The organism is Pseudoalteromonas rhizosphaerae, assembly GCF_028885455.1.
Lineage (GTDB): Bacteria > Pseudomonadota > Gammaproteobacteria > Enterobacterales > Alteromonadaceae > Pseudoalteromonas > Pseudoalteromonas rhizosphaerae.
The window spans coordinates 4,389,264-4,401,490 of the sequence record NZ_CP118496.1 but is presented as its reverse complement, the minus strand read 5'-3'; the positions used below and the strand labels follow the sequence as shown (position 1 = coordinate 4,401,490).

The following is a 12,227-nucleotide window of genomic DNA, read 5'->3' as shown; positions in this document are numbered from 1 at the left end:
TGAAGTGGATCATTTTTGCATTGCTGGTAACATCTGTTTGCTGTGTGGGTAACGGTTGTTGATCCAACCCCTTTTTCAGCATCTGCTTAATTGATTTGAGTGTTGTCGTATTCATCACGATTGCGCGATAACACGCTTGCTCAAGCCGTTCTTTTGAATAGGTTTTAGCTAAACTCAACACCCCTAAACAGGCGCGATAAGCGTGCTCGGGGTGACGCCGTCCACTGAGCTGTAACTCAATAACTTGGTGGGTATACTCCCCGATACTTAATGCCCATGAGCGTAAATTTATCGGTGACTGCTCATGCTGTTTTTGATGCGCCAGAGGCATATGATGAGACTGTGTTGTATGCCCACCTAAACGATGTGAGCGAGGATGTTGTGCGATTAAGGTATCGTCATGATAAAGCTGTACTAGCTGATTGGTTATGTGTGCGCGTAATTGTTTCTTAACCCACTGATACGGCACACTGTAGTAATGTTTTTCTATTTCGACATGATAATCAATGTGTACTCGCACCGTTTTGATTTGTGTATAGTGATAGGGCTTTTCAGGCAATGGCTTTAATGCGCTTTTATCCACCCTATCAAATAGCTGTTTACGTGACTGTTGATATTGCTTCATGACCTTATTGTTCATTACATCAAGTAGCTTTGCTATTTCTTGATTTAGGTGCGCTAAGCTGTAGAAGGTTTGGTTACGCAGACGTGCCATGATCCAACGCTCAACAATTTGTACACCGACTTCAGTCTTCGATTTATCTTTGGGTTTATAAGGTCTAGCCGGTATGACAGCGACATTAAAATACTCGGCTAATTGATGATACGTGGGGTTTAAATCAGGCTCGTAGCGACAGGGTTTACTAACGGCGCTTTTTAAGTTGTCGGGAATAACAAGCTCTGGAACACCGCCTAAAAATGCAAAGCAACGGGCATGACTCATCACCCAATCTTCAAGTTGTTGACTATACGTTGCCTCAGCATAGGTATAATTTGATGCGCCGAGCACGGCAACAAACACTTGAGCAGTACGTGTTTCCTGTGTTGTAGGGCACGTGATGGTCAGCGTGGGGCCACAATAATCCACAAACAGCTTTTCACCGCCTTTATGATGCTGACGCATCGACAACCGTTGTTTTCCTAACCATTGCCGGTAGGCGCGGCAGAAGTGGCTATAGCTGTAATAAGGCTCAGCGACTTTCTCACGCAATTCATCGAATACTAACTGCAACGTCAAATGTTTGTGCTGCTTTAAATCCTTATTGATGGTGAGCCAGTCAGGTGTTGGGTATCTTTTTTGACGGGTTGAGAAGTCCCTGATTTTTGTATTAAGAAAAGTACCGTGTTGTTTATCTTCAGGTAATGGCCATTGGTTTAACCCTAATTCATTGGCCTTTTTAACGTAATTAGCGACGGTCCCAGGGGAGATATTTAAGCTTCTAGCAATCTCTCGATGGGATAATTGTGCCGAATATTTCAGCCGTAAAATAGCATGTAATTTACTCATAGATATAGGTCTTGTTGACATTATTGTTATCCTCATCAAACGATTTAGATAACGGTTTAACATACCTACAAAAATGATAAAACGTGAACTCGGTAACGAGTGGCATTAAGCTTTGATCGGCAAAATCATTAAGAACACAAAAGTGATCATTATCGAGTGATTTTCGTGATCAAAGCTTAATGAGAATAAGTGATCAAAGTTAATGCCATTGGGTGATCAAAGCTGGGGAGAATATGCAATGTTGAAGTTGATGAGATTATAGCGGTTAAAAATGGGCGAAAAGAGAAAAATTTACCACGCTGGTTTGCAATTAAATTATGCCAAGATTTAACGGGATTAAATTTGCAGGCTTTAGCAGCTGTTTTTAATGTTCAGCATTATTCGGCGATATCGAAAGCTGTCGGTAGGTTGAATACATTAATGGTTGAAGATAAAAAGGTTAAATTACAATACGAAAAACTTCGAAATGGTTTGATGTCTGAAGTCAAGATTTGACCCCTTTGGGTTCTGGACCCCTTTGGGTTCTGACCCCTTTGGGTTCGACCCCTTTGGGTTCGACCCCTTTGGGTTTCTGATTTTCGAATTTGATTATGAAAAGGTTTATAACTTATCGTACAATTGGCCTGCGTTCGCAGGTTCTGATGGATATCTGACAAGTTAGCGTCTTGCAGGCAATATAAGCTTATGAACAGAGCTTTGGCAGAAAAACGCTCGACAGGCAACGGTGTCGAACTTGAAATCCAGAGGTTTTTGCAAGCTCAATGAGGTGTTTTTCTGAGATAAGGGCTTTTATTTGATTTGAAACTTGGTTAATCTGCATGTGAACTCTGTTTTTGGTCATGTTTTTATTGGCGTAACTATTTGATCATTAACAGAGTTCAACTTCAAGTTTTCTTAAGATCCAACCTATGAACACATCCTAGTATCTGGCCTTAAAATATAAGGCCAAATATTTTTTAGCTTTATACTTAATTTAAATCTGTTTCTTTAACTATGATCTCTACTTTTGGTTTTAAATATTCAGACACTGCGCTGCTATCACCGCCATACTTACTACTACCCCATGAAACAACTGAATAATCATTTTTTAGTGCAGCTAAAGAGTAGGTGTTTGCATAAGTACTTTTTACATTACTCAACTCAATAGTACTTGAGTCACCACCATATTTATTGTTTCCCCATGTTAAAACGGAATTATCTGACTTTTTAGCCAGAAATGTTGAGGGACCTGCGTATATGTTTTTGATATCAGTTACGTCTAAATGACTAGTGTCTCCACCGTACTGATTATTACCCCATGAAATGATTTCTGAGTCGTCAGTGAGTGCTGCAAAAGAGAACTGATTTGCAATGATAGTAGACACATCTTTGAGATCAACAGCACTGCTATCACCACCATCTTCATTATTACCCCAGGTGACGACAGAGCCATCTGGCTTTAATGCAGCAAAAGCTGTTCCGTATTGTGCGGAAAAAACCTTTATTGTGCCGGCAAGGTCTAAAGAGCTTATATCTCCACCATACTCTTGACTACCCCAAGCAACTAGAGTTCCATCAGTTTTGATAGCCACAAAAGCATAGCCATTAGCATAAATATCTTTAACATTAGTGAGCTCTACAGAACTACTATCCCCACCAAAAGTAAGCGAGCCCCAAGTTACAACCGAGCCATCAGATTTTAGTGCAGCAAAAGCAGAACCTGTAGTATAAATGTTTACTATATTAGTCAAATCAAGGGTACCGATAACATCTATATAAGCTTGGCTACCCCAAGTAACAACAGTGCCGTCTTTTTTAAGGGCTGCAAAGGTGTCTGAAGTCGCAAAAACTTTGCTTATGTTTTCTAATTCAATGCCATCTGAATTCGCCCCTGAACCATTGCCCCAAGTAATCACTGTGCCATCTTCTTTCAGCGCAGCGTAACTTGATGCAGTCGCAGTTATAGTGACAGTATCTTTTAGTTCTTCACTTGAAACGGAAATTTGTGGATCTTCGTCTCCCCAAATTACAACACTATTATCTTCTTTGAATGCAAAAAATGAGTAGCCTGCAGACAGCAATTTTTTTACATCTTTGATTGGGAACTGAACATTGTTATTACTAGGTCGAAAAAAGCCCCAGCTAGTAACCGATTTATCAGATTTTAATGCAGCAAATGCATTACCATTAGCACTAATCTCAGTTACGTGTTCAGTATAAATAGGTGCAATAATAGTGTAACCATCAGCAGGTAAGTTGTCTTCATTGTTAACAGAGACTGATATACGTATTTCTTTATTTACGTCATTTTGGGCTAAAATGTATTTGTTAGCACTTGAGACTTGTTCTCCATTAATCGACCAACTATATTCATGCATACTTGTTACGCAGTTTTTGCATGTAATTGCAGCTTCTAATACTTGGCCGGCTTGCCAACTACCGACTATATCTATAGCGCTTATCAATGCAGGCGAAGATTGTGGTTGTTCAGTTTGCTCATCGCTTTTCATATCAGCACTATCACTTCCTCCCCCACAGCCAGTGATTGTAGTAATAAAGATTGAGACCACCCAAATGCTCGTTTTGATTTTCATTATTCTTCCATTTATTGTTTAGTTATCTGAATTATATGTGAGTTTCATCTATTAAACACACTTTTAGGGCCTCTTTATTTGGAACCAAAGGGGGCACCCATTAGAAAGTTCCGATCAAGTAGGCCACTGTGTTTTCTTAATCTTTTTATTTAAATTCACTTTCGATATGAATACGCACCAAATAATAACGTCGATTGGTGAGAATATGCACGACGATTAAAACTAATGGGTGACCCATCTAGTTTCTATAATTATATTTTGCAGCCAAATCCAACCATCTCAATGGGGTTGATTTTCTATTGGTTCAACGCCCTTTACCCAAAAAGCGACGATAAATAAGCTGTCTTTGTGAGTCACAACATCACCGGCTACATAAATTGAGCGGGCATCCCATTGTGGATAGTTTGGTTGAATAGCAGTTAAATCTACATTTTTAGATTCTGGGTTAAGCTGAAAAATATTTGTAGCGTAACTGTATGAACAAAAAAGTATTCCAACAATGGTTATGCACTTGCTCATTTCAAAATCCTTTTGGTGATGTTTAGTTACTTTTCAATTTCTGCTACTGGCTCGAGTGTCGTCATTTTTAGGTAAGTCATACTTTCAATGTCTAATTTATCAAAAGGGTATTGACCTCGAATATTATCATTAAAAACCTTCCCCATTGATGTTGAGTAATACAACTCATCCCATACTAAAATTGGGATATTGTAATAACGATAAACACTTCCTGATTCAAATTTGAGATCAAGAATTTTATTAATCGTTGAATAGCCGATGTGTGAAAAAGCATCTGAATTTACAGGGTGTTGTTCAAATAAGGGGAAAGGAGTTTGGTTTAAAATAGAAGCTTCAATTTTAGCACTTATTGCATTTGCAACTGCATTATTTCTTAGGTATGCATCAATTAACCCATGACCAGTTGAGTCAAATAAAGACTCAGCAGAATAGTTTGAAGGTAAACTACCAAATAAAATCCTTACGGCTCGTATGACCCAGTCTTCGTCAAGTGTAAGGTGTGAAATAATCTCTTTATATTCCTCCCCCAAACTTCCTCCTATTGAACTTGTTGGTGTTGCTATTGCGGCTAGGCTAACCAGTGGATAATCGGAAGCAAGATACCCGTCGCTATATTGATAAGTAGATATGGTTTCCTCAAAAAGAGCATTGGTGTAAAAGTTACCTTGCGAGTGACCAATAAGAATAATACGGTTGCAAGAATGCATCTGAAATTGAAGTCTTTGAAATGCATTTTTATAGTCTGTCTCGTCAATAATAGAGTAATTTACTTCAGTAAATACATCCTGTAAAACAGACTCAATTTGAGCGATATCTATATCTGATAGTGAGCTAACAGTGCCTCCAATTATTGCAGTTATTATACGATACTCAGGTGAAAATACGGGCAAGTCACTATACTTTTGCTGTGCGACTTCATATATTTGCATAAATATAGCTTCACTTTTATTATGACTCCCTGTAGGAAATGCTCCTTTTTTAAATTCAGGTAGGTGAGAATTTTGAAAGTTACCTAATCCATTTAAGTTTGCCCTATATTGCTTGATATTAGTCCACATCCCATTTACATAGAAAATGCGCACATTATCAATATTTCTAGAGCAATACCGATCTTGTGCTTGATAATTACCATTCGCCAAAACTGGAAATATAAGTAAGAGTAAAATATATATAGCTTTCATTTTATGTCCTTCTTAAGGATATTGCAGTCTTGATCAGCACTTCGATGAAAACCGTCATCCCAAGCAATATAGTCACTAATTTTATTTTGGCTTTTTCGGTTAGCGTAAGCTCTATCTATCGTATTAAAGTATAAAACTTCGGGTTCTCTAAAGTGTGGGTGTGAATATTGTAAATATCGAACACAGTAGCTTATGTTAATCATATCCAAAATAATCTGCTTACCAATCTCAGTATCTAAATTTGGTATACGGCCCTGCTCAATATCAATAACCAGTTGTAATGTTGAAGCGGCACCTAAACTAAAGGTGATGAGCTGTGGAGAATCAAACTTTTCATACACATAGCGCTCATAATCATCACGGATACCGTTGTCATTTTGATCAACACCGTCCAACGTTTTATAGTCGTCAGGGTGTTCAGGTGGTAAATCTGGGGTTTGATAAAATAAATCTTTAATTTTTTGCCAACTACTGTGGGGGGCGGGTTCGTTATTCTCATTCCAATAGCGGGCAAGGAAGTAGTCGGCTCCGTGTTTTACAAGGCTGCCACCTTGATACACTTTGTTTGCTTGCCATTTTTCTATCACAGTATTTTGCAGCCAAATCCAACCATCCCAATGGGGTTGGTTTTCTATCGGTTCAATGCCTTTAACCCAAAAAGCGGCAATAAATAAGCTGTTGTTGTGAGTCACAACATCGCCGGCTACATAAATTGAGCTGGCATTCCATTGTGGGTGGTTTGGTTGAATAGAAGTTAAATCTGTATTTTTAGATTGTGAGTTAAGCTTAAAAATATTTGTCGCGTAAGCATGCGAACAAAAAAGTAACCAAGCAATAATGATGAGTTTAGTCATTGCAAATTCCTTTTGATGAAGTTCCATTACTTTTTTAATTAAGTTCACTTTTTAGGTAAATGCAAGTCTAAAGGGTTGAGTATTTTAAAATAATTACTGAATTTGTAGGTTGGGAATAGTTTAACGAACCCCAGTGGATTTTGATTTCACTTATAGATCTAGCTTTAGAGCGAGAAAATGAATGTCACCACGGAGAACACATAGGTGCATCGCGCCATGGCCTCTCGTTTAAAGCTGTACTTTTTACTTCTGGTAAAGTCATTACCTTCATGGGTTTAGGTATTTAGAGTTTGTCGCGAACAAAACCCTTCTTGAAAAGAATTACTCATCTATTGCTTATTTCAGGACGAGATAACGGGATAATAGTGTTAAATGTATGACTGTAGTTTTGTCATGGCACAACACCTTCCGTATTTTTACATGCGAATGGGTAATAATGTACTAATCATTCAGTAAACAGCGACCAACTAATTAGCTGAAATAACCATATAAGTAATGATTAATAAAGGTGCCGTTGAGGTAAATGGTTATTCGAAGGACTGGTTGATTAAATTTGTTATTTCAATCTGTTATCAAATTCAATTTAGTGCAATAATCGTTTGGATTTTAATGGCGATAACAAAAATAATAAATATCGCGCTGCGGACTAAGGGATTGTAGAGTATGTACAGGATGTTGTTACTTTTTTTCTTTTCAACCAGTCTTTTTGCCAGTGATGTAAAAAAACAGTATCGATCGCGTTTATCAAGGGTATACCACCACGCCTGAATCTATGGCTTTATTAGCTTCCCTTGAAGCTGGTATGCCATACAGTGATAACTTAGACGATGCTAGGGTTATGGCGTTTAAGTGCCTTTTTCTTGATACCGATACGCTAGATAAGCGCCAAGCATTTAAAGTGTTTTTAGCTGAGGCTAAGCAGGCTATAAGCTCTTCAGGGGATGCAGTGCTTTCGCAAGATCTTAGTGTCTGTGAGGCCTTCCACCTTTATAGCCAAGGTTTATATGAACGCGCAAAAATGATTTTGAAGCCAATCGCTGAAGTTGCTTTAAATCCCGAGCTTGATGATAAATCACAAACCTCTGCTATTGGTTTTGCTAATTTTGTCTTGAACCGCGTTTATTTAGCGAAAGGCCAATATAAGTTGGCTTTCGATACTGCACAAAAATCTTACCAAGCTTACGAACTGGCTGAAAACTATTACGAACGAGCTTTAACTCTTAGAGTAATAGCAGCTATACATTTAGCTCTTTTTAACTATGATTTAGCGATTGAACAGTTACTTCGTGCAAAGTCTGAGTTGGCAACATTCAATGTGCAAGAACATTATAAAGTGACTGACGAAATTGCTTACGTGTATGAACTAAAGGGTGAAGTTAGCAAAGCTCTTGAGCTATATTTATCGATCTTTGCTGCGGTGCGTCAATATGAAAATGATGATGGTTTTGGGTACTTGGTAATAAAAGTTGCCCAGCTTTATACTCAGTTGAATGAGTTTGAAAAAGCACAGCAATATTTTAGTCAAGTACAAACGCTTGATATTACAAGTGATTGGATAAAGCAATTGCATACAATGGCACTTGCTCAGTGGTTTTTAGCAACAGATCAGATATCCAATGCAGTACGTGAAAATAATGTGCTCGCTCAATTAGACCAACAAAATTGGCCTGCAAGTTTTACAGAGCGATATTTGCAGTTTTATGCTGCTTTAGCTATGCGACAAGGTGATTACCAAACACAAGCAGCTGTACAAAAGCAGTTGCTAACAATTGCAAATACCCAAGTGAATAATGTAGCTGATAGGGCGTTACTTTCTGAACGGTTAATGTTTAATTTAAATCAGCAAAACCGAGAAATAGCTCGGCTCGAAGAAGTTGCTGATATTAAAGAAAAGTTACTGGCTGTAGCTGTAGATAAGGCGTTTTGGCAGCGACTGACTTTAGCCTTTGCTTGTGTGATGCTTTTAATGTTGGCTGTGTATGCCTATAAGCAAGTTCAACATAAGCAACATTATAAAGTATTGGCATTAAAAGATGAGTTAACCGGTGTTGCCAATCGCCGAGCTATTTTAGACATGAAGAAAAGGGCAATTAGTAAGAGCAAAAGTACAGGCACTGCTAACTCACTTATATCTATTGATCACTTTAAAGCGGTTAATGATCAGTACGGACACGATATTGGTGACGAACTGATAAAGTCAGTGGTTAATACACTTTCACAAGGAGTACGCTCGTCAGATAACGTTGGTCGGGTTGGCGGAGAAGAGTTTTTAATTGTACTTGAGCAACAATCACTGCAACATGCTTTAGAAGTCGCAGAAAGAATTAGCAGCTCTATTGAGCAACAAACTCATACAGCAAAAAACATTAAGGCTACGGTGAGTATGGGAGTTGTGGAAGTTGCACCAGATGAAACGCCTGAACAAGCTGCAAAACGTGCTGATATTAATTTATATGCAGCAAAAAGAAGTGGTAGAAATACTATTACAGCCTAAGGCTTTAGGGCAATAACCGTATTAATTTTTAACGTTAGGCAACATCCAATCAGCTAAACCCTAAGGACGCCCATATTTCAAAACAGCATGGTCATTGAGCTTTTCCCCTCGATGTAGCGCAGTGACTCTTACCCTTTCTGTGCAAATTAAAACATTCACAAACGACACAACTACCATACTGCAAATCACTCCAGCACCTAAAACCTAGGTCCTTTATTCAGCTTGCGCTGCTGTCCCAAGTAAAGCATCAATGTAGGAGAGTTCTTCGCTAAAAATACCACTAAAAAATGCACTTTGTTCTAGTATTACGCTGTCATTAGGCTGGGTTTTGTAGTCTTGTTGGCATCTGGCAAGTTCGCTCGATAACCATTGGCATTCATTACTTGCTATGCTGATTGCTGTTTTGAAAAAAGATGACCATTTTATTTTTTGTAAATTAAAGCGGTAAAGCGTGACGGCGATATGGCTATATATTTGCTGCTCAACAGAGGGCGTGTTATCACTATTTATTGTGTAACCATTTAGCAGCTTGCTGTTGATAAGCGCTTGTTGCAGTGCGACTTGTTGTGGTTTACTTAGAAAATTCGTGGTCATAATGTGATGGGGGCCTCTATAAGCTAGTTACAATTAAATTGAGCAATAGTTTAGGTTAAGCAAAACGTTTTATGGTTCATGCAGTACCGAAAAAACATGCTAATAGTGATAACAAAATAGGGCTGACTGGTTACTGAATTAACAAAATACAATTGTAATTGAACAGGTAAACTTGGCTTGTTGTTAAGTTGCTGGTTTAGCTTTGCTAATTTTTTAAGTTAAATACTTATAGCGATCGACTGTCGTGATAAGGCCGTATCATATGGTCAGTACTTACATAGTTATAAAGGGGGTTCATTGGATTCACTGACACAAGTTGTACTTGGTAGCGCAGTTGCTTATTCAGTCTTAGGCAATAAGCTTGGCCGAAAATCGCTATTGGTCGGCGCGGGGTTTGGCACGTTACCTGATTTAGATGTGCTAATTAATTTTGGTGGCGATGTCGAAAACTTTGTCTATCACCGCAGTTTTAGTCATTCTTTGCTTATACAGCTGCTAGTGAGCCCTTTGTTTGCGTGGCTTTTACTTAAAATGAATTGGGCTAAGGGTGTGTCCCTGACGCGTTGGTCGGTTGCCATGTTTTTAATTTTGAGTACCCATTCATTGCTCGATAGTTTTACCGTCTATGGTACACAGTTGCTGTGGCCACTGACGACTTACCCCTTTGGTATATCGAGCATATTTATTATTGATCCTGCGTATACTTTGCCATTGTTGCTCTCTTGTATAGTGCTTTTATTTGTAAGCATGCGCCCTTATGCACAGCGTATTATTACTAGTGCATTAATTATCAGTTCGCTATATTTAACGTGGGGTTTAGCGGCTAAATGGCACATTAATGATAAGGTTTATAAGGCGTTGAATACGCAAAATATCACATTTACAGACTTTGAAAGTACGCCAACTCCTTTTAATACTTTGCTGTGGCGGGCGGTAGTCGTTACTGAGCAGGGCCATTATGAGGTTTATACGTCGGTGTTTGATGATGTTGAAAACGTTGATATGCAATTTTACCCAACCGAAAATGCGCTGCTAACACAGCTTAAAGATGCCAAACAGATCAAGCTACTGCAAGCATTTACTAAAGGCCTTTATGGTGTTTATCAACAAGATGAGCAAGTAATTATGAGTGATTTAAGAATGGGTCTTGAAGGTTATTATGTATTTTCATTTGTGGTTGCACAGCAAAAAGATCAGCAGTTGATCCCTGGCCCTTATCAACAACTCAGCAATCGATTTCCACTAGAGAAGCTTGGACTCATTTTTGCCCGCATTACTAACCCAAATGTTAATTTAGAAACTACCGAAAAATAGCCTACATCTCCCTGAAATAGACGGTTGCTTAGGCCTTAAATTTTTAAAGGCAAGATGAGGAAAACCGTTTTAGCAAAGCGCCATTCAGCAATACACGATAACTAAGTAAGAGCACTCTGTTCTACTTGAGCAATAAAAAGTTACCAAGGCGAAGCTCACTTCATTGATATAAATAAAGCTGGGTTGTTGACCGACCCAGCTGCGTTATATTTTCACTCTGCAGGTATTACTGCTAACTAATTATGTGGCTATTAGCCAATTATCGCCGGGTACCAATTTGCTAACACTACACCAAATAAGCCTACTAAAAATACAAAGGATATCAACACCATTAAGCCTGCTGTGACGGTTGTTATCACTTTATTCGTTGTTCTACCTGCGTACCTTACTAGCTCAGCTATGAGCAGCGGCATCACATAAGAACATATGCTAATAGTTAATACCGTTGGGCCTGTGAACGTTGCGGTATCAATTCCAAGTGAGCCGAATGTTAAAAACCAGGCAAAAATCATCAGCCTAAAAAATAACACACCATTTGCTGCAAGGTATAAACGGATCGCCCATATTTGATGAGTATTGATATTACGCCCTCTGGCGGCTTGTACTGCTAATATACTCGATAAAATGACCACGCAACCAGCAAATATAGTAAGGCTATGCATTAATGTGTTACCCACTGTTCCTCTAACAATAATGAGATACATGCCAGCCATTGAGATAGTACATGCTAACAAAACGAATACGCGTCCGTTGTAGCGGTGGAATTTGTTATACTTCGTTCTTAATGCGGGTATTAGCTGTAAACTACCGCTAATTATCATCACTATGGCCAGTAACACATGCGTCGCATACAGTATATTACCGGTGGGGTCACTCGCAGCATATGCTGTATTGTTAAGACGACTCCAACCTGACAAACCTGTGGTGACACTGGTCAGGCCATATCCCAATATAAGGTAAGTTACAAAGCAGCCTTGTGCCATGAGCAAGCAAATAAACCACAATTTTTTACTGTTATCGAGGAGCTTTTTGGGGGTTATTTTCATTTTTTGCATCAACATATATTTTTCCATCAAACCTTTCAATAACCCAAATATAAAGACTTACATGGCAAATGCTTATCAAATTCGAAACTTGAGCAACGATATATTGATAATTTTTGCGCTTTAGCTAATTAGTTATAGACACATT

Annotated in this window: 8 protein-coding genes and 1 pseudogene; 2 read left to right on the top strand and 7 right to left on the bottom strand. The window is 38.6% G+C overall.

The genetic code is table 11. The features are described from left to right. Positions 1–31: 31 nt before the first annotated feature. The 5 genes and pseudogenes from istA to PVK79_RS18950 form a co-directional block, all read right to left on the bottom strand. Positions 32–1,528: pseudogene (gene istA / locus PVK79_RS18970) on the bottom strand (IS21 family transposase); the annotation flags it as partial. Between the two features lie 947 nt (positions 1,529–2,475). Further along, complete coding sequence (locus PVK79_RS18965; RefSeq protein ID WP_257323994.1) at positions 2,476–4,080, bottom strand: RCC1 domain-containing protein; 1,605 nt, start codon at positions 4,078–4,080, stop codon at positions 2,476–2,478. 279 nt (positions 4,081–4,359) lie between these two features. Then, positions 4,360–4,599 (bottom strand): hypothetical protein, encoded by a 240-nt coding sequence (locus tag PVK79_RS18960; RefSeq protein WP_257323993.1) that lies wholly within the window; start codon positions 4,597–4,599, stop codon positions 4,360–4,362. Positions 4,600–4,625: 26 nt separating this feature from the next. Then, the gene (locus tag PVK79_RS18955; protein ID WP_257323992.1) at positions 4,626–5,780 is read right to left on the bottom strand and encodes a KTSC domain-containing protein; all 1,155 of its coding nucleotides are present in this window, start codon (positions 5,778–5,780) and stop codon (positions 4,626–4,628) included. Next, entirely contained in the window at positions 5,777–6,634 is an 858-nt protein-coding gene (locus PVK79_RS18950; RefSeq protein WP_257323991.1) for a chitodextrinase, read from the bottom strand. The genes PVK79_RS18955 and PVK79_RS18950 overlap by 4 nt, the downstream gene beginning before the upstream one ends. Positions 6,635–7,406: 772 nt before the next feature. Here PVK79_RS18950 and PVK79_RS18945 point away from each other — a divergent pair. Further along, complete coding sequence (locus PVK79_RS18945) at positions 7,407–9,128, top strand: GGDEF domain-containing protein (RefSeq protein WP_257323990.1); 1,722 nt, start codon at positions 7,407–7,409, stop codon at positions 9,126–9,128. A 213-nt stretch (positions 9,129–9,341) separates the two neighbouring features. On the opposite strand, the gene PVK79_RS18940 is transcribed toward PVK79_RS18945, so the two are convergent. Continuing rightward, on the bottom strand, positions 9,342–9,722 hold the full coding sequence (locus PVK79_RS18940) for a hypothetical protein (RefSeq protein WP_257323989.1): 381 nt from the start codon (positions 9,720–9,722) through the stop codon (positions 9,342–9,344). A 297-nt stretch (positions 9,723–10,019) separates the two neighbouring features. On the opposite strand from PVK79_RS18940, the gene PVK79_RS18935 reads away from it, so the two are divergent. Then, positions 10,020–11,036 carry a metal-dependent hydrolase gene (locus PVK79_RS18935; protein WP_182757949.1) on the top strand — a complete coding sequence of 339 codons (1,017 nt, stop codon included), beginning with the start codon at positions 10,020–10,022 and terminating at the stop codon, positions 11,034–11,036. Between the two features lie 251 nt (positions 11,037–11,287). Here the strand turns inward: PVK79_RS18935 and PVK79_RS18930 are convergent, their stop codons facing one another. Next, positions 11,288–12,097: a DUF2306 domain-containing protein gene (locus PVK79_RS18930; protein ID WP_257323988.1), complete on the bottom strand. Its 810-nt coding sequence runs from the start codon at positions 12,095–12,097 to the stop codon at positions 11,288–11,290. Positions 12,098–12,227 lie beyond the last annotated feature (130 nt).

Bases quoted from the DNA above. Each gene is read 5' to 3' on its own strand.
- PVK79_RS18960 (WP_257323993.1), bottom strand. From the start codon at position 4,599: ATGAGCAAGTGCATAACCATTGTTGGAATACTTTTTTGTTCATACAGT.
- PVK79_RS18955 (WP_257323992.1), bottom strand. From the start codon at position 5,780: ATGAAAGCTATATATATTTTACTCTTACTTATATTTCCAGTTTTGGCG.
- PVK79_RS18945 (WP_257323990.1), top strand. From the start codon at position 7,407: ATGGCTTTATTAGCTTCCCTTGAAGCTGGTATGCCATACAGTGATAAC.
- PVK79_RS18965 (WP_257323994.1), bottom strand. From the start codon at position 4,080: ATGAAAATCAAAACGAGCATTTGGGTGGTCTCAATCTTTATTACTACA.
- PVK79_RS18940 (WP_257323989.1), bottom strand. From the start codon at position 9,722: ATGACCACGAATTTTCTAAGTAAACCACAACAAGTCGCACTGCAACAA.
- PVK79_RS18950 (WP_257323991.1), bottom strand. From the start codon at position 6,634: ATGACTAAACTCATCATTATTGCTTGGTTACTTTTTTGTTCGCATGCT.
- PVK79_RS18930 (WP_257323988.1), bottom strand. From the start codon at position 12,097: ATGTTGATGCAAAAAATGAAAATAACCCCCAAAAAGCTCCTCGATAAC.